This is a genomic window from Nonomuraea maritima, assembly GCF_900100395.1.
GTDB classification, from domain to species: domain Bacteria; phylum Actinomycetota; class Actinomycetes; order Streptosporangiales; family Streptosporangiaceae; genus Nonomuraea; species Nonomuraea maritima.
In genome coordinates this window covers 187146-204680 of the sequence record NZ_FNFB01000010.1, presented here as the reverse complement: position 1 = coordinate 204680, position 17535 = coordinate 187146, and the positions used below count along the sequence as shown (strand labels likewise).

Annotated in this window: 19 protein-coding genes; 12 read left to right on the top strand and 7 right to left on the bottom strand. The window is 71.1% G+C overall.

Going from position 1 to position 17535, the window contains the following annotated elements; genetic code table 11:
- Positions 1 to 33: 33 nt before the first annotated feature.
- Complete coding sequence (locus tag BLR04_RS18900; RefSeq protein ID WP_090766737.1) at positions 34 to 984, bottom strand: ankyrin repeat domain-containing protein; 951 nt, start codon at positions 982 to 984, stop codon at positions 34 to 36.
- Positions 985 to 1331: 347 nt separating this feature from the next.
- On the opposite strand from BLR04_RS18900, the gene BLR04_RS18895 reads away from it, so the two are divergent.
- Positions 1332 to 1781 carry a hypothetical protein gene (locus BLR04_RS18895; protein ID WP_090766638.1) on the top strand — a complete coding sequence of 150 codons (450 nt, stop codon included), beginning with the start codon at positions 1332 to 1334 and terminating at the stop codon, positions 1779 to 1781.
- A 195-nt stretch (positions 1782 to 1976) separates the two neighbouring features.
- The gene (locus tag BLR04_RS18890; protein ID WP_090766636.1) at positions 1977 to 2717 is read left to right on the top strand and encodes a transglutaminase domain-containing protein; all 741 of its coding nucleotides are present in this window, start codon (positions 1977 to 1979) and stop codon (positions 2715 to 2717) included.
- On the opposite strand, the gene BLR04_RS18885 is transcribed toward BLR04_RS18890, so the two are convergent.
- Positions 2690 to 3334: a class I SAM-dependent methyltransferase gene (locus BLR04_RS18885; RefSeq protein WP_090766632.1), complete on the bottom strand. Its 645-nt coding sequence runs from the start codon at positions 3332 to 3334 to the stop codon at positions 2690 to 2692. The genes BLR04_RS18890 and BLR04_RS18885 overlap by 28 nt on opposite strands.
- Before the next feature lie 75 nt (positions 3335 to 3409).
- Here BLR04_RS18885 and BLR04_RS18880 point away from each other — a divergent pair, with 75 nt between their 5' ends.
- Positions 3410 to 3787: a VOC family protein gene (locus tag BLR04_RS18880; protein WP_090766629.1), complete on the top strand. Its 378-nt coding sequence runs from the start codon at positions 3410 to 3412 to the stop codon at positions 3785 to 3787.
- A 3-nt stretch (positions 3788 to 3790) separates the two neighbouring features.
- On the opposite strand, the gene BLR04_RS18875 is transcribed toward BLR04_RS18880, so the two are convergent.
- A complete protein-coding gene (locus tag BLR04_RS18875) occupies positions 3791 to 4336 on the bottom strand; it encodes an MATE family efflux transporter (RefSeq protein WP_176903167.1) in 546 nt (181 codons plus the stop codon).
- Positions 4336 to 5058 (bottom strand): MATE family efflux transporter, encoded by a 723-nt coding sequence (locus tag BLR04_RS18870; RefSeq protein ID WP_176903166.1) that lies wholly within the window; start codon positions 5056 to 5058, stop codon positions 4336 to 4338. The genes BLR04_RS18875 and BLR04_RS18870 overlap by 1 nt, the downstream gene beginning before the upstream one ends.
- 62 nt (positions 5059 to 5120) lie before the next feature.
- On the opposite strand from BLR04_RS18870, the gene BLR04_RS18865 reads away from it, so the two are divergent.
- The 5 genes from BLR04_RS18865 (at position 5121) to BLR04_RS18845 (ending at position 9632) form a co-directional block, all read left to right on the top strand.
- A complete protein-coding gene (locus BLR04_RS18865) occupies positions 5121 to 5741 on the top strand; it encodes a class I SAM-dependent methyltransferase (protein WP_090766620.1) in 621 nt (206 codons plus the stop codon).
- A 124-nt stretch (positions 5742 to 5865) separates the two neighbouring features.
- Complete coding sequence (locus tag BLR04_RS18860) at positions 5866 to 7029, top strand: VanZ family protein (RefSeq protein ID WP_218129053.1); 1164 nt, start codon at positions 5866 to 5868, stop codon at positions 7027 to 7029.
- A complete protein-coding gene (locus BLR04_RS18855; protein WP_090766614.1) occupies positions 6992 to 7468 on the top strand; it encodes a GNAT family N-acetyltransferase in 477 nt (158 codons plus the stop codon). Before BLR04_RS18860 ends, BLR04_RS18855 begins: the two co-directional genes overlap by 38 nt.
- Before the next feature lie 150 nt (positions 7469 to 7618).
- Positions 7619 to 8149, top strand: coding sequence for a DUF305 domain-containing protein (locus tag BLR04_RS18850; protein WP_143022098.1), 531 nt, complete (start codon positions 7619 to 7621; stop codon positions 8147 to 8149).
- 46 nt (positions 8150 to 8195) lie between these two features.
- A complete protein-coding gene (locus BLR04_RS18845) occupies positions 8196 to 9632 on the top strand; it encodes a S10 family peptidase (RefSeq protein WP_090766608.1) in 1437 nt (478 codons plus the stop codon).
- Here BLR04_RS18845 and BLR04_RS18840 read toward each other — a convergent pair.
- A complete protein-coding gene (locus tag BLR04_RS18840) occupies positions 9591 to 10529 on the bottom strand; it encodes a hypothetical protein (RefSeq protein WP_143022097.1) in 939 nt (312 codons plus the stop codon). The two genes, BLR04_RS18845 and BLR04_RS18840, sit on opposite strands and share 42 nt — an antisense overlap.
- Positions 10520 to 10939 (bottom strand): peptidase inhibitor family I36 protein, encoded by a 420-nt coding sequence (locus BLR04_RS40735; protein WP_176903165.1) that lies wholly within the window; start codon positions 10937 to 10939, stop codon positions 10520 to 10522. The genes BLR04_RS18840 and BLR04_RS40735 overlap by 10 nt, the downstream gene beginning before the upstream one ends.
- Positions 10940 to 11246: 307 nt before the next feature.
- Here BLR04_RS40735 and BLR04_RS18830 point away from each other — a divergent pair, with 307 nt between their 5' ends.
- The 4 genes from BLR04_RS18830 to BLR04_RS18815 all read left to right on the top strand — a co-directional run bounded on the left by BLR04_RS18830 (position 11247) and on the right by BLR04_RS18815 (position 16939).
- Complete coding sequence (locus BLR04_RS18830) at positions 11247 to 12857, top strand: ABC-F family ATP-binding cassette domain-containing protein (protein ID WP_090766600.1); 1611 nt, start codon at positions 11247 to 11249, stop codon at positions 12855 to 12857.
- Between the two features lie 91 nt (positions 12858 to 12948).
- Complete coding sequence (locus tag BLR04_RS18825) at positions 12949 to 13752, top strand: hypothetical protein (RefSeq protein WP_090766598.1); 804 nt, start codon at positions 12949 to 12951, stop codon at positions 13750 to 13752.
- A gap of 147 nt (positions 13753 to 13899) precedes the next feature.
- Positions 13900 to 15717 carry an RNA polymerase sigma factor gene (locus BLR04_RS18820; RefSeq protein ID WP_090766596.1) on the top strand — a complete coding sequence of 606 codons (1818 nt, stop codon included), beginning with the start codon at positions 13900 to 13902 and terminating at the stop codon, positions 15715 to 15717.
- Between the two features lie 118 nt (positions 15718 to 15835).
- Positions 15836 to 16939: a C40 family peptidase gene (locus tag BLR04_RS18815; protein WP_090766593.1), complete on the top strand. Its 1104-nt coding sequence runs from the start codon at positions 15836 to 15838 to the stop codon at positions 16937 to 16939.
- Between the two features lie 30 nt (positions 16940 to 16969).
- Here BLR04_RS18815 and BLR04_RS18810 read toward each other — a convergent pair whose 3' ends face one another.
- Positions 16970 to 17461: an inorganic diphosphatase gene (locus BLR04_RS18810; protein WP_090766590.1), complete on the bottom strand. Its 492-nt coding sequence runs from the start codon at positions 17459 to 17461 to the stop codon at positions 16970 to 16972.
- Positions 17462 to 17535 lie beyond the last annotated feature (74 nt).

The following is a 17535-nucleotide window of genomic DNA, read 5'->3' as shown; positions in this document are numbered from 1 at the left end:
GCGCACGGCGTCGTGATCGGCGACTGTGCCGTTTCAGTGATCGCGGTCGGGCAGTCGCAGGTACGTGTCGGGTTCGGTGAGGGAGCGCCCGTCGGCGGGGCGCAGGCCCGCGCCGGCGAAGCAGTAGGCCTCGGCGTGCCCCTGGTAGAGGTACGAGAGCAGGATCTCTTCCGCCGAGTCGGTGGAGGCCGGGTTGCCGCCGCCCGGGTGCGTGTCCCAGGCGATGAAATCGCCGTCACGGGCGACGCTGCCCTGGTTGCCGCTCTTGGGGTTGGCGAACATGCCGTAGGCGATCGTGCCCGCGGACAGCAGTTCCACGACGACGGGAGCGGAGGCCATGTAGCCGAAGGTCTGGCTGACGACGCAGCCGCCGGGCACGTCGGTGAGGCCGATGAGTTCCATGGCCTCGTCGTCGGAGGGGTCTTCCATGATCTCCTCGGCCTCGTCCTCGTCGACAGGTTCGGCGGCCAGCCGACGGGCCGCCTCGGCGGCGCTGATGCCGCGTACGCAGGCCAGGCTGTAACCGTCGTCGTCGATGCCGTCGAACACGGCGGTCAGGCGGTCGGCCTCCGTCACGGCGGCGGCCTCGGCCTCGGTCAGGCCCTCGTGGCCGGGCGGGAACGGGAAGAACAGCCCGGGCGTGGGGCTCGCCAGGCTGAGCCGGCCGGGTGACCAGCCGTTCATCATCGGCCGCCACGGGTCTGCTCCGGCGGCGACCAGCGCGCGGACGTTCTCGGGCCGGTCGTTGAAGACCGCCTCCCAGAGCGCGGTGCGGCCCTCGTGCTCGGCGTCGACGTCGTCGACCCGGCCTGCCAGCTCGGCGACCACGTCGGGCGAGCCCTGCGCGGCCGCGAGGTGCAGGGGCTTGTCGTAGTGGTGCGTCTCCGCGTTGGGGTCGGCGCCCGCGTCGAGCCTGGCACGGACCCGAGCGACGTCACTCCAGGAATCCCACCCGAAATCGTTCCATCCGGCTGTTTCGCTCATGGTGACGGCCACTCCTTCATTCGTACTGGGGGGAAGAGTGGAGCCATCATGTCGGAAGGCACGGACATTTTTCGGCGCGCGTCCGTCAGGTGCCGCAGGGCCATTGTGGGAGCGCGCCCGCCAGGCGCCGCAGCCCCTGCCCTGCCGGGCGTCGCGGCCGAGCCGGGGCCGGTCCGGGACGCCGGTCAGCGCATTTTTGTGTACTAATACGCGTACAGCTCTTTGTGTGTACTCCTGCGCAGAAAAGGGCGGCAGGGCTGCCTAACGTATGCGGTGTTCGAGCGACAGACCGCGCTCGACAGGGAAAACCCGGCGTCCCGAGGACGCCCCGCACTACGGAGGAAACCATGCGTAAGATCGGCAAGCTGCTCGTCGGTACCGTCCTCGCCGGCGCCATCGCCACGGGGATCGCCGCCTCCCCGGCCTCGGCCGCCACCGCCACGACCGCCGGTGCCACCACCGTCGCCTCGACCGCCTCGCAGTCGTACTCGCCGAGCTGGACGTACTTCAACACCGGCGGCAACGACGGCCGCATCGGCTACCGGTGGGGCCGCCAGGGCGGCAAGTACTGGCTCGACTTCAAGCTGTGGGACCGCGACCAGCACGACCGCGGCTTCACCTACTTCGACGTCTACTACAAGCGTGACGGCCGCTGGTACCACTACAACCGCTTCTCCACCAAGAGCTTCTCCAGCAAGCGGATCGTCTTCGGCCACGACGTGGAGGACTTCCGCATCCGCGGCGGCTACGGCTGGAACGGCAACTACGGCTGGGGCGGCTACCACTACTCCCGCTGACCCGTGAAAGCGCACTCCGCCGACGCGACCGTACCGCCCACCCCTCGCCCGAACAGGCCGAACGCCCCCCGAGCCGAAGCGACTCGGGGGAGCGGCCATCACCACGCCGGACAGGTCGCGTCGCCAAGCCGCTCCCGACAAGTGGGGCCAGGGTTCACAGGTGCCTCACCAAGAGCGGCACCTTAGGCTGCGGAGATGACCTCCCGATTACTCGCCCCACGGCGGCGCCCGCGCGCCGTGACGTCGCCTCCGCCGGAGGCCGCCGGCGGCACCGCCGCCACGCCGATCCTCGACCTGCACCACCCGAACGTCACCGACCTGACCGCACACGTACGGACCGCTGCCGGCAGCATCACGCACGAGCGCGCGTTGCTACGGACCGCGCACCGGTTGATCGGTGAGCGCATCCGCCCGGTGTACGCCATGAACGACGAACAACCCGTCTCCGTGACGATCGCCCGTGGACGGGGTTCGTGCAGCCGGCGGATGGCAGTGCTGGAAGCAGTGGCCCGCGCGCACGGCATCGCCACCCGGGTGAGAGGCCGTCTGATCGACGGCGCCTTCTGGTATCCGCGTTTCCCCCGTCTGCAGGCCGTGGTGCCCACGGAGGTGGTCCTGGCCTGGCCGGAGTTCCGGATCGAGGAAGCCTGGGTGTCGGTCTCGGACCTCTACGACGGCCTGTGCGTGAGCTCCGGCTTCCGCAACGACGGTTCCGAGACCCTCTTCGACGCCGTCGCCCACACGGTCGTCGACTGGGCCGGCGCGTCGTCGTCCCCGACCTGCGACCTGTCGGCGCACGTACGTGAGGACCTGGGCTGGTTCGACTCCAGGGACGACCTGTTCCACGCGTACGGCCAGACGCTCTGCCCCGCCGCCCGCCTGCTGGTCGACCCCGTGCTGAGCCGGCACTACCTGGGGCAGGCGATCACGACATAGCGCTCGTCCTGGATGGGACGGCCCCACAGGGTGGGGTCGGTGAGCCGCTCGGAGTGGATCACGTCGGCCATGTGCTCGAGCGCGTCGACCAGTCGCGCGGCCGTGACGCCACCGAGCCACGGCAGGTGCGGGGAGCCGGGTGTGTACGTGCCACCGCCGGAGGTCTGCCAGCGGCCTTCCACGAGCACCAGCCGCCCGTTCGGACGCAGCAGGCCCAGCCAGCGGGCCAGCGCCTCTTCCGGAGCGGGGAGCGTCCACACGAGGTGACGGACGAGGACCACGTCGAACGGCCCGGCGACCGGCGGATCACCCGCGTCGCCCACCACGACCGGCACCCGGAAGCCCGACAGCTTCCTGGACGCGGCCTCGACCATGCGCGGCGACAGATCGACCCCGGTGGGCCGGTGCCCCTGCTCGGCCATGAGCAGGCTCAGCGAGCCGGTGCCGCATCCGAGGTCGAGCACCTCGGACGGCGTGTCGGGCAGCCACCCGGCCAGCCGATGCGCCCAGGCGGCGCGGACGCCCGGATCGGCAAGCCCGTGGTCGGCCTCGTCGTCGAAGGCGTCGGCGGATTCGTCCCAGTATGCGGCGATGGATGCCAGGTCTGCTGCGGCCATGGGCAGACTCTGTCAGGCCGCACCGACAAAACTATTCAGTGGATTCGCGGCATCCGGTGGGGCACGATCGGGGCCATGGTCTCGATGGTGCAGAACGTGGCGATCGACTGTGCGGACGCGTACGAACTGGCGAGGTTCTGGAGCGAGGTGACCGGCAGCCCCCTCCATCCGGAGGACCGGCCGGGTGACCACGAGACGCAGGTCCTGTTGTCCCAGGGCCTGGTGCTGCACTTCAACCAGGTGCCGGAGCCCAAGACGGGCAAGAACCGGCTCCACCTCTGCCTGCGGCCCGACGACGCGCGCGACGGGGAGGTCGACCGCCTGCTGCGGCTCGGCGCCACCCTCGTCGTCGATCGCCGCAATCCCGACTGCACGGGTTGGGCGGTGCTCGCCGACCCGGAGGGCAACGAGTTCTGCGTCCTGCGCAGCGAGTCGGAAAGGGCCGCGACATGAGCCTCACGACGAGCTCCGCCGGCCGAACACCACCGTCTGCGCGGCGAGGATGAGCGCGCACGCGGCCGCGAGGGCCGTCCACAGACCGGGCATGCCCCAGGCCGCCGCCACCGGCCCCGCCACCACGGCGAGCAGGCCGTAGCCGGTGGCCGACACGGCCAGATGCGAGCCCGAGATCCTGAGCCCCATCAGCGCGGCGGCCGTCACGATCACGGCGTTGTTGCCGAGCGCGTACACCACGAACAGCGGCAGCAGCCCCACCGCCACCGACACGACCGCGCGATCGGAGCTGAACAGGCCGAGCACCTCCTCGCCGAGCAGCAGCAACGCCAGCCCGCCGGTGGCGACCGCGCCGGTCACGACGGTCAGGGCGGCCCGGCGCAGCCGGCGGGCCTCCCGGGAGGAGGTCGTCCGGGCCATCTCGGGCGCCAGCGCCTGCCCGACGGCCATGGACGACAACCCGACGAACGCGTCCAGCGCGATGAGGACGGCGTGCGCGGCGGCGCCGTGCGCGCCCGTCCTGGCGGCGGCGTACGTGACGCTGCCCATCACCGTGAACTTGACGACCGCGTCGCCGACATCGGGACGCCCACCCGCGCCATGCGCGCGATCCGCCGCGGACGCGGACGTCCCGGCCACACGGACTGTCCGGACCATTCGGGCAGGCGCAGCAGCAGCGTGTTGGACAGCACGAGCGCCACGACGGTGGCGGCCAGGAGCGCGACACCGGTGCCCTGGACGCCCATCGACGGCACGAGCACCAGCAGCAGCACCACCTGGACGCCGGTCGCGGGCAGGCTGGAGCGCAGGACGAGACGGCTGCGTCCCAGGGCGACCAGCATGCCGTTCGCGCCGCCGCCCGCCGCCGACAGCAGCACGTGCAACGCGAACAGCACCGGCAGCGCGCCGAACTCCGCGGTCACCTCAGGAGGGGCCCCGCCGATCCGGGCGATCAGCGGCACGCACAGCATGACGCCCGCGCCGGCCACGCCGAGCCCGAGGGAGAGCCGGCGCGCGTCCTTCAGCACGGCGAGGGCCTCGGCGGGACGGTCGCGGCAGGCGGCCACGAACGGGGCCATGCCGCGCAACCCGCCGGACACCGCCGCAGTGACCGGGTTCAGCACCGCGCCGACGAGGGCGAAGGCGGCGAGCTGGACGGTCGCCTGGTGTCCGAGCAGAGAGGCGCCGACGAGTTGGGCGACCACGCCCGCGCTCGCCGACACGAGAAGGGGGATCGCGGCGGTCAGCAGCACGCGATGGGGAGAGCTCATGGAACGCAGAATCCCGGGCGGAGAACCGCTCGGGATCACCATCATTCTACCAGTGGAGGATCATGAGCCGCAGGTATCACGAGATCATCGACGACCTCCGCACCGCCTACGACGCCGGCGCGAGCCGGCGTGACGCCATGGGCAAGTCGCCGTGGAAGCTGGCCGAACGGGCGGCGTTCCTGGAGCGGCTGCCGGCCCGCGGCCGCCTGCTGGAGGTGGGTGCGGGGACGGGCCAGGACAGCGTGTACTTCCAGGACAACGGGCTCGACGTCGTCGCCGTCGACCTGTCGCCCGCCATGGTGGAGCGCTGCCGCGCCAAGGGCGTCGAGGCCCACGTCATGGACTTCCTCGATCTCGACTTCCCACCCGCCTCGTTCGACGCGGTCTACGCGTGCAACTGCCTGCTGCACGTCCCCGACGCCGACCTGCCCGCCGTCCTCGACCGCATCGCCGCGGTGCTGCGGCCGGGCGGGCTGTTCTTCCTCGGTGTGTACGGCGGCGGCACCCTCACGGGTGAGGGCACGTTCGTCGGCGACTCGCACGACCCGCCCAGGTTCTTCTCCTTCCGCGGCGACGAGCAGCTCCAGGAGTTCGCGCGCCGCTCGTTCCAGATCGTCGACTTCCACGTCGTCGGCCTCGACGAGTCCCGTTTCCAGTCCCTGACCCTGCGCCGCCCGGCCTGACCTCTGAGACGACAAAGCGAACATCCCGCCATAAATCCAGATAAAGGGGATGGCTACGCTTCGACGGTCGACATAGCGACACATGTCCGTGCCGAGCGGACACCCGTGGACGAGGAGTCGATCGTTGCTCACCACCCGGCTGCTGCCCGCGCTGCCGGCGCTCCTCGGCGGCACGCTGCTCGCCGTCGTCTGCTTCGTGCCGTTCGTCTTCCACAGCTACCGGCGGCGCGGCGAGGTGGGGTTCGGTCCCGCGCTGCTCGCGTTCGGCTTCCTCGTCTACGGACTCGCGCTCGTCGCCTACACCCTCCTCCCCGTCCCGCGGGTCGACGACGGCTGGTGCGCCGCGCACCCGGCGTTGAGCCACCCGCAGCTCGACCCCCTGCGCTTCCTCGACGACATCGCCCGAGAACAGCGCACGCCTGGCCTGGCCGCGCTGCCGGCGAACGCGGCGGTGCAGCAGGTCGCGTTCAACGTGGCGTTGTTCGTCCCGCTCGGCGCGTACCTGCGCCACTACTTCCGGCGCGGCGTGGTCGCCGTCGTGCTGACGGGGGCCGGCGTGTCGCTGCTGATCGAGCTCGCCCAGGTCACGGGCGACTGGTTCGTGTTCCCTTGCCCGTACCGGCTGTTCGACGTGGACGACCTGCTCGCCAACAGCCTCGGAGCGGCCATCGGCGTGCTGTTCGCGCCGCTGCTGCACCTGATCGACGGACGGCACGCCGCGCTCCCCGCCGACGCCGCCCGTCCGGTCACCGCCAGGCGGCGGCTGCTCGGGATGCTGGTCGACCTGGTGGCGGTCGTGTTGCTCGGAGGGCTCCTCACCACCGCCCTCGACCTGGTCGTCCGGTACGGCTTCGACGCCAGGGTGGCCGAGCAGCCGTGGGTCACGCCGGTGACCTCGGTGCTGAACTCCTGGCTGCCCGCCGTGGTCCTGCTGGCCCTGCCCTCACTCGGCGCGGACGGCGCCACGATCGGCCAGCGCGCCGTCCGGCTGCGCCGTACCCGCCCGGACGGCTCCCGCGCGGGCGCCCGGATCGTCACGGCGCTCCTGGCCGGCGGCTTCGGATATTTCGGGCTCGTCGGCCTCGCCCCCTTCGTGCCGGCGGCGGACGGCCTCGCCGACCTGATGCTCCTCGCCTGCGCGGTCCCGGCCCTGCCCGGACCGCACCGAGGCCTGTCGGGTCTGCTCTCCGGCCTGACCATCACCGACGCGCGCGCTCACGTCCCAAGCCGGACTGTGCGATCATCCGCCGATGTCCCCCATAGCGATACGCCCGGCCGCCGTCGCTGACGCGCCCGTCCTGGCCGAGCTGAACGCCATCGTGCACACCCTCCACGTCGAGGCCCGCCCGGACGTCTTCCGGTCCCCGTCGGACGGCGAGCAGCTCGCCGCGATCTTCGCCGACTTCCTCGCCCGCGACGACTCCCTCGCCTTCGTGGCCGAGGACCAGGACGTCCCCGTCGGCTACGTCACCGCCACCGTGCACCGCCGTACGGGCGGTCCGATGCACCAGCCGCGGGCGTTCGTGTACGTCGACCAGATAGCGGTGCGCCACTCCCGCGGTGGTGTCGGGACGGCGCTGGTGGAGGCGGTGTGCGCGGCGGGCAGGCAAGCCGGGTGCACGGACGTGGTCACGGAGGTGTGGGAGTTCAACGAGCGGGCGCGGAGCTTCTTCGGGAACCGGCTGGGGTTCACCCCGATGCGCCACATCCTCGAACGCCCGCTGTGACGCGTTGAGTCGCGGGGGCGCCGCGCCTTCATCGGCGACCGGTCCCGTGACATCGCCGGCTCCGCTACGCGGTCGGGTGAGGGGGCTCTTGCGTCGACGGGGGAAATCGGGAACTCTCGAGAAGGTTGCCTGTTGGCGTGGGAGCGGCCGGTGCGCGGTGGGCATGTCCTGGCGGTTGTCGCCCTCGTGTGGTCGGCCGCGTGCGGCCAGGCCGGTGGAGCTGAGGTTCCGGTCAACGCCGACGACGTGATGTTCGTCCAGATGATGGTCCAGCACCACCGGCAGGGCATCGAGATGGCCGGGATCGGCGCCTCCCGCGCGGAAGACCCCGAGGTCAGGACGCTGGCATCGGCCATCGTGAGCACCGAGCAGGACGAGGTCGAGATGATGCTGCGCTGGCTGCACGCCTGGGACCAGCCGCTCACCGCCCCCACGGGAGCGCACGACCATCACGGTGGCATGCCGGAGACCGACGTCAAGCGCATCCAGGAGTTACGCGCGTCGGACGATCTCGACTACGACCTGCTCTCCCTGCTGATCGACCACCAGGACGGCGCCGTCAGGATGGCCGCCGACGTGGTGACGCGCGGAGCCAACCCCGAGGTGCAGCGGTGGGCGGCCCAGGTACAGACCTCCCGGAGGGCGCAGATCGCCATGATGACGGACCTCGTCAGAAGGTGAGGTCCCGCCGTAGAGAAAAAGGGGAAAAGGCGGATAATGCTGCGATATGTCTGAAGAGTCGAAACCCGCCATCCCCGCCGACAACCTCGTCACCACCTCGCACACGCTGCCGTCAGGCGAGGCGTACACCGCGACCACCGGGACCATGGTGCTGCGCGAGGAGGTGTTCACCGACGGCAGGTTCGAGGGTCTGCGGCCCAAGGCCGAGATGTTCGTGACCGCGTACACGCTCGACGGCGCCGACCCGCTCACCCGGCCGGTGACGTTCGCGTTCAACGGCGGGCCGGGTTCGTCCAGCGTGTGGCTGCACCTCGGCGTGCTGGGGCCGCGCAGGGTCGTCATGGGCGACGCAGGGGCGCTGCTGCCGCCGCCGTACGAGCTGGCCGACAACGAGCAGACGTTGCTGAAGGAGAGCGACCTCGTCTTCATCGACCCCGTCTCCACCGGCTACTCGCGGGCGGCCGAGGGCGAGAAGCCGGAGCCCTACCACGGGTTCACGGGCGACCTGGAGTCGGTGGGCGAGCTGATCAGGCTGTGGACCACCAGGAACGGACGGTGGATGTCGCCGAAGTTCCTGGCCGGCGAGTCGTACGGCACGGTCAGGGCGGCCGGGCTGGCCGAGCACCTGCAGTCGCGCTACGGCATGTACCTCAACGGCGTCATGCTCATCTCGTCGGTGCTCGACTACATCACCGGCGAGTTCAACGAGGGCAACGACCTCGCCTACGCCCTCTATCTCCCGACGTACGCGGCCATCGCGCACTATCACGGGCTGCACGGCGACCGCCCGCTGGAAGAGGTGCTCCGCGAGGCGGAGGCGTACGCGGAGAAGGACTACCCGTGGGCACTCGGCCGCGGCAACCGCCTGACCCCCGAGGAGCGCACCGCCGCCGTCGCCAAGGTGGCCGCGCTGACCGGGCTGAGCGAGGACTACGTCGACCGGGTGAACCTGCGCATCGAGCACATCCGGTTCTTCACGGAGGTGCTGCGCTCGCGCCGCCAGGTCGTCGGCCGCCTCGACGGCCGCTTCATCGGATGGGACCCCGACGCGGGCCGCGAGCACTTCACGGCCGACCCCAGCATGAACGCGATCATGGGGCCCTACAGCGCCGCGCTCAACCACTACCTGCGGGCCGAGCTGGACTACAGCAACGATCTGCCGTACGAGATCCTCACCTCGCGCGTGCGGCCGTGGTCGTACAAGGAGTTCGAGAACGCGCACCTGGCGGTGGTCGATCGGCTGGCCACGGCCATGCGCACCAACCCGCACCTGCGCGTCCACGTGGCCTGCGGCTACTACGACGGCGCGACGCCGTACTACGCGGCCGAGCACTCCTTCTCCCGCCTGCCGGTGCCCGCCGAGCTCGTACGCAACATCGAGTTCACCTACTACGAGGCGGGACACATGATGTACGTGCACGAGCCCAGCAGGCTGCGGCAGTCAGCGGACCTCGCGGCCTTCGTCCGCGGCGAGAACGGCTGAGGCGCGCTGCAGCCGGTGCTTGAGATTGGCCCGGAAGGCGGCGAAGCGGGAGGGATTCTCGTCGATCACCTTCTGCTGCAGCTCCGAGTCGGCCGCGTACCAGGTGAGCACGAGGCCCGACGACCACTTGCAGGTCGTGTCGTCGGTCGCCGCCCGTTTCTCCGGCGCGCCGACCTCCGGCTTGTCCAGGGTCCAACGGCTGTCGCCGATGGCCATCTCGGGTGAGACGTAGTCGTGGCCGGCCTTGCTCATGCACTCCCGCCAGCGCTTGACCGCCGCGACCACCTCAGGGTTCTTGGCGGACTGCTCCAGCGAGGCGGAGTCCTGCTTGGCCAGCCACGGCCAGTCGGCCTTGCGCGCGCCCTTCTCCAGGGAGAGGGAGGCCTGGTCGAGGCAGCCCCGATCGGCTGAGGTGCCGTACAGCCGGTCGCGGGTCTGCTCGGGAAGGTTGGCCGCCCACGCCTCGGTGGTGTCCGGGGACGCCGGCCTGGCGAGGTGGTAGCCGTGGGTACGGGCCGCCTCGATGTCGGTGACGCCGTACCTGCGGGAGTTGCCGGGGTCGATCGCCGCGAGGGTCTTCGGGTCCTCGGTCGGCGGGGTGACCGTGATGTCGTGCTTGCGCATGCAGGCGACGACAAGGCGGTTATGGGCGTTGCCCAAGGTGGCCTGCTGCTTGGGAGTGGCCTTGTACGCGTCGAACGGCAGCACCAGCTTCTCGACCACGGTGACGCCCTCGGTGGGCGCCGGCGGCGCGGACGGCTGCTGGTTCCGCTGCGGCTCGGCGCCACAGGCGGCTACGGCGACCGCGAGCACCAGCGTGCTCGCGAGCAGACCGCGGCGGCCGGTTTCCGGCGGCCAAGGCCGGAAACCGGCACTCCCCGCGTCGGTCAACGGCACCAGATGTCGATCGAGCTGGTGCGGTCGTTGCCGACGGCGTTGTTGGACAGCAGGCCGTCGTTGGAGTTGTGCGTGAACGTGCTGTGCGCGCCGGTGAAGCCCGGGTGCTGCCACAGGGTGACGCTGCAGCCGATGCGGTTGCGGACGGAGCTGATGTCGTTGTCCATCGACTGCCAGGAGTTGCTGAAGTCCCAGTTCAGCCAGTTGTTGTCGGCGAGGTTGGAGTCGTCGGCGACGAGGTCGCGCCAGTGGTCGACCTGGCCGCGGTTGTAGTCGAAGCCGGCGTACACGCAGACGCGGCCGCCGTAGCAGGTCGAGCGCGGGCTGGCCACCGCGGCGGCAGCCGGGGCGACGACGGTGAACAGCGTGGCCGCGGCGACGATGCCGGCGAGCTTCTTGGACAGCTTCACAGGGTCTCTCCTCAGATCGGTGAGTCGAATTTCGACCTCGGTGCGTGGCGTGCCGAATCGAACACGAGTCGCGGTGACCCGCCGATCCCGAAGGCTGTGCGCCCATGCCTGGGTCGCGTGCCCCGGCCCGCCGACCCACAGAGGTACCAGCCACGCGACGTGCGACCTCGTGCCGTTGACGCAACGCTTGCCAGCTGCGGTGTGCCGCTGGAGGAACCCGTGGGCTCTGCTCGACCTACGGCGGAAATCCATGTGACGGCCGCACCGGCGAGTCGATAACCTCGTTCCGGCTGCGGAGGGATGAGTCGTGGGACATGTGGAAGTCGGGCATCTGACGTACGTACTGCCCGACGGCAGGCCGCTGCTGAACGACGTGTCGTTCCGGGTCGGTGAGGGGGTCAAGGCGGCCCTCGTCGGCCCCAACGGCGCGGGCAAGACCACCCTCATGCGCCTGATCGCGGGCGACCTGCAGCCGGTCGAGGGCAGCGTGGCGAGCTCGGGCGGGCTGGGCGTGATGCGGCAGTTCATCGGCAGCGTCCGCGACGGCAGCACGGTCCGCGACCTGCTGCTCGGCGTCGCCCCGCCGGCCGTGCGCGCGGCCGCCCGGCGGCTCGACGACGCCGAGCTGGCCATGATGGAGCGCGACGACGAGAAGACGCAGATGCGTTACGCGCAGGCCATCAGCGACTACACCGACGCCGGCGGCTACGACGTCGAGGTCCTCTGGGACACCTGCACGGTCGCCGCCCTCGACATCCCGTACGAGCGGGTGAAATATCGCGACGCGGCCACGCTGTCGGGCGGCGAGCAGAAGCGCCTGGTCCTGGAGGCCCTGCTGCGCGGCCCCGACCAGACCCTGCTGCTGGACGAGCCCGACAACTACCTCGACGTGCCCGGCAAGGAATGGCTGGAGCAGCGGCTCAAGGAGACGCCCAAGACCGTGCTGCTGGTCAGCCACGACCGCCAGCTGCTCGCGAACGCGGCCGACCGCATCATCACCGTCGAGTCGGGCAACATCTGGATCCACGGCGGCGGGTTCGCCACGTACGCCGAGGCCCGCAAGGCCCGCAACGAGCGCCTCGACGAGTTGCGCCGCCGCTGGGACGAAGAGCACGCCAAGCTCAAGGCCCTGGTCAACATGCTGAAGAACAAGGCGAGATACAACGACGGCATGGCCGCGCCCTACCACGCGGCGCAGACGCGGCTGCGCAAGTTCGAGGAGGCGGGCCCGCCCGAGCTGGCCCCCGCCGACCAGAACATCACGATGCGCCTGCGCGGCGGCCGTACCGGCAAGCGCGCGGTCGCCTGTGAGGGGCTGGAGCTCACCGGCCTCATGCGTCCCTTCGACCTCGAGATCTGGTACGGCGAGCGGGTCGCGGTGCTCGGCTCGAACGGCTCCGGCAAGTCCCACTTCCTGCGCCTGCTCGCCGGCGAGCAGGTCGCCCACGAGGGGGTGGCGAAACTCGGCGCCCGCGTGGTGCCGGGCCACTTCGCCCAGACGCACGCCCGTCCCGACCTGCTCGGCCGCACCCCGGTCGAGATCGTCATGAGCGAGCACGCCCGGCTGAAGAACGAGGCGATGAAGGCGCTGGCCCGCTACGAGCTGGCCGGGATGGTCGCCGAGCAGCGGTTCGAGACACTGTCGGGCGGCCAGCAGGCGCGCCTGCAGATCCTGCTGCTGGAGCTGTCCGGGGCCACGCTGCTGCTGCTCGACGAGCCGACCGACAACCTCGACCTGGCCAGCGCCGAGGCGCTGCAGGCGGGTCTCGAGTCGTTCGACGGCACGGTGCTGGCGGTCACCCACGACCGCTGGTTCGCCGCCGACTTCGACCGCTACCTGGTCTTCGGCTCCGACGGCGCGGTCTACGAGTCGGCCGAGCCGGTCTGGCGCGAGGCCCGCGTCGCCCGCCCCCGCTGACGACGCTTCGAGGCAGACCTCCCTTAAAGAGTTGGTACGCCGGGCGCGTGTCCCCTGCTTGACGTGCTCGAGTTCGGGTTATCACGGCAAAGTGATCCTGCGTAGCCGAACCGTCAGCCTCCTCGCACTCGGGGCGATCTGCCTCACCGGGTGCACGAGCGAGGAACAGCCCGCACAGCCAGCGCTCAAGCCGCTCGCTCTCAAGGAACAGGCCTGGAGCAGCGTCAAGTCCGCCGACGGCTATGTCGTCAGCTGGGCCGGCGTGCTCAGCAACGCCAACCCGTGGCACTTCGGCGAGCACGTGGTCGCGACGATCGTGGGCCACGACGCCAAGGGGGCCGAGGTCATCAGGTTCCCGCAGCCGCTCGACGCGGTCTCGCCGGGCGGGCAGCTGGCCTTCGCCGGTCAGCGGAACGTCCCGAGGAAGCCGGCCAAGGTGGCGATCGAGTACCGCACGGCGAAGTGGCGGCTGGCCGGGCGGATCCCGTCGGCCTTCCACAAGTTCCCGGTGTCGCGCGTGCAGACGCTGCCCCAAAAAGATGGTTCGTACGTGGTCAAGGGATTTGTCGATAATCCTTATGCCTTGCCGGTCGGAACTCTTGTCGTGAACGCCTTGCTGCGCGACAAGTCCGGCAAACTCGTCGGCGGCGGCAGCACGTTCGTGGACGACGTACGGACGGGCCGGCCGCCGCGTTTCGTCCTCACGGTGAGCGGGTTGCCGAAGTCGGCGAAGGTCGCCACGGCGGAGGTCACGGCCCGGACGTGGGGATCCACCGGCAAGCCGTACGAGGAGCTGGCGTTGGCCGGGATCGCGCCGGTGCACACGGCCAAGCCCACGACCGAGCCTTTCACCGAGGACCGCAGCACGCAGCTGATCTCTGAGTATAAGCAGTAGTTTTCTGCAATAAATCGCTAAATTTTGGGCGATGCTGCTCGACTCCCTGCAATATCAGCACGGGATTCGGGCGCGCCGCCCGAAAAGAGCAGCCATCGGCGCTGAAACGGTAGAACTACTTGTTACCGATCCATTACCTTCGGTTACATGAATGACCGCGTCCTGGTAGAAGCTCTCCGCGCCCGTGATCGAGGCGCTCTCACCGCGCTCTACGACGCGTACGCGGAGAGTCTCTACCGCTACTGCTGGTCCCTCCTCCTGAGTGCCGACAGCGCCCAGGTGGCCCTTCGCGACACCCTGATCGCCGCCGAGGCGCACGCGGGCGCGCTGACCGACCCGAGCCGGCTGCGCACCTGGCTGTACGCGCTGGCCAGGGCCGAGTGCCTGCGCCGCCGGGCCGCCGCGCCGCCGGGCGCCCGCGAGGCCCTCGCCGAGGCGCCCCCGCTCGACGACCCCGCCGACGCCGACCTGCGCGTCATCGCGTGGAACGCGGTGCAGAGCCTGCCCGTCGCCGACCGCGAGATCCTCGAACTCGTCCACCGGCACTCCGTGGCGGCGGCGGAGCTGGCCCAGGTGCTCGGCATCCCGGCGCGGCAGGTCGAGCCGGCCATGGAGGAGGCGCTCGAGCGGCTGCACGACGCGATCACGGCCGAGGTCCTGGCGAGGAAGGGCAGCTACGACTGCCCGCGGCGGGCCCGCATCCTGTCCGGGTTCTCCGGCGAGCTGACCCAGGAGATGCGCGAACACCTGGTCAGACACCTGACCAGGTGCGAGACCTGCGCGCCCCACCGCACCCGCCAGGTGTCGGCCGCCAAGGTCTTCCAGCTGCTGCCGCAGGTCGCGCTGCCCGAGGCGCTGCGCATCCGGGTGATGAGCTGCTTCATCGACCCCGAGCTGCTGCCGTACCGCCGCTACGTCGCCCGGCGCACGAGCGCGCTCGGAGCAGCCGGATTTCCCGTTCCCGTCAACCCGCACCCTCGGCGTTGGCCTCAGGCGGTGGCGGGCGCGCTGGCGGCGGTCGCGACCGTGGTGGCGATAGCGCTCATCTTCGACCAGATCGGGCGGGAGAACGGCGGCGTGGCCGGGGTGGCGACGGCCGCGTTCCCGCCCACGGGAGAGCCGCCCGGCATCCGGCTGCCCTGGCAGGCCGACCCGCACGACATGCCGCTGACCGTGGTCCCGATCGTCGACCGGGCCGGCGCCAAGCCGACGGAGACGCACCCTGGCGGGGTGGCCGCCGCCGGGGCGCGGGCGGGACAGGGGGCGTCCTTGGAGACCCACCAGATCGACAACGGGGCGCGTCCCGCGTCGCCCAGCGGGCACCCTCCGCTGCCGACCTCGTCGTCGCCGCAGCCGCCGGTGACGGAGACCCCGCAGCCCACGACATCCCCGACGCGCACGCCATGGCGGCGGTGGCAGGGCGGACGTCCGAGGGGTGGCACGTCGGTGTCGTGCCGGCGCGCCGACCGTCGCCACTGCGTCCACCGCCCGCGTCGGCCCTCGCACACCGAGAGCCCGCCGCGGCTCTGGCCGCCGCGCACGCACCGGCCTCCGCACTCGCATCGGCCCCCGTACAGGCCGCCGCACACGAACCGGCCCCCGTACCCCCACAGGCCGCCGCACACGCAGCCCCCGCAGACCCAGCGCCCCCTACAGACTCATCGGCCCCGGCAGACCCAGCGTCCCCCGTTCACCCCGCGGCCGCCGCGGTACACCCCCAGGCCGCCGGTCCCGCATCACCCGCAGCCGACGCCCACGCGGCACACGCCACCCGCACCGCCACCCGCTGAGCCGCCCTCCGACGGTCCGCCCGCCGGGCCTCCGCCCGACCCGCCCCCGCAGCAACCGCCTCGACAGGACCCGCCCCCGCAGCAACCGCCTCGACAGGACCCGCCCCCGCAGAACGATCCGCCGCCCGGGGGCGACCCCGGCCCGCCCGACCCGTCGGGCGGGCCGATGAGCTGAGCCGCAGTGCCTGGCCGACCGGGGATCAAAGGTCTGTCCAGCACTGTGTTAACCACGTTACGTGAGTGAATTGCCGGGAACTGTGTGCATAGAGTGACCATCTGTTGTCGGGGGACCTATGCGCGCATTCCGGGCGGGGCTCCTCGTGTGCTGCGTGCTCGCCGTCTTCTGTCCGCCCGTCGTGGCGGAGCCCCGTCCTTCCACGCGCGATGTCGAGCGGGCCCGCCAGGCCGTGCACCAGCGGTCGAAGGAGCTGGGCCGGACGAACGCCGAACTCGCCACCGCCCAGGCCCGGCTGGACGAGCTCGCCGCCGAGGCGGGGCGGCTGGTGGAGGCGTACAACGGGGCCCGGGTGCTGCTCCGGCGGGCCGAGCAGACTCACGAGCAGGCGAAGGCGAGGCTCACGGCGGCGGACGCCGAGGTCGAGGCGGCCCGCCGGGACGTCGCCGTCCTGGCGGCCGAGAGCTATGGCGGGCTCGGGCTGATGGGGCCGATGGTCGGCATGCTCGTCGACCGGGGAACGACGGACGGTTACCTGCACCGGGCAAGCATCCTCGGGCACCTTCAGGGCCAGCGCGCGGCGATTCTCACCAGGATGCGCGACGCGCAGGAGGTGGCGGCGATCCTGCGTACCCAGGCGGCGGGCGCCCACGTCGCCCAGCAGGCGGCCGCCGAACGCGCCCGGCAGGCCGAGACCGCCGCGCGCGAGGCGGTGGCCCGGCAACGCCGCGAGACCAGAGCCCTGCGCGACCGTAAGGAGACGCTCCAGCGCAAGCTGGACGCCGCCCGCAGCCGGGCGGAGCGGCTGGCAAGGAAACGGGCCGCGAGCGTTGCGGGGCTGCTCGGCCGCGGGTCCACCAGGGGTGACGTGGCCGCGAACTGGGCGCTCAGCCAGCTCGGCAAGCCATACGTGTGGGCGGCCGACGGCCCGTCGTCCTACGACTGCTCGGGGCTGACCATGCGGGCCTGGGAGCGGGCCGGGGTGCGCCTCGACCACTGGACGGGCACGCAGTGGACCTCGGGCCCGCGCGTACCCCTCGACCAGCTGCGCCGCGGCGACCTGCTGTTCTTCGGGCGGATCACCGACGACCCCGGGAGCATCCACCACGTCGGGATCTACGTCGGGCGCGGCCAGATGGTGCACGCCCCGCAGACCGGCGACGTGGTGCGGGTGGCCTCGATCTGGCGGGGGGACCTGGTGGGCGCCACCAGGCCCCGGTGACGGGCCCGCGAAGGGGCCCGTCAGATGAGCTCAGTGGTGGCCGTGCTCCTTGGCCCGCCGGTACGACCGCTCGATCTCGGCCTCGGCCTCGATGCGGCCCACCCAGTTGGCGCCCTCGACCGACTTGCCGGGCTCAAGGTCCTTGTAGACCTCGAAGAAGTGCTGGATCTCCAGGCGGTCGAACTCGGAGACGTGGTGGATGTCCTGGATGTGGTGCATCCGCGGGTCGGTGGACGGGACGCAGAGGACCTTGTCGTCACCGCCCTTCTCGTCGGTCATCCGGAACATCCCCACCGCGCGGCACGTGATGTAGCAGCCAGGGAACGTCGGCTCCTGAAGCAGCACCAGCGCGTCGAGCGGGTCGCCGTCCTCGCCGAGGGTGTCCTCGATGAAGCCGTAGTCGGCGGGGTACTGCGTGGAGGTGAACAGGAGCCGGTCAAGCCTGATCTTCCCGGTTTCGTGGTCCACTTCGTATTTGTTCCGTTGCCCCTTGGGAATCTCAACGACAACGTCGAACTCCACCGCGGTTCCTCCGCTCAGGCCCCCGGGAACCCCCGGTTGGGCGTTAATGTCTCGTAGGCGAACACAGGAGAGAG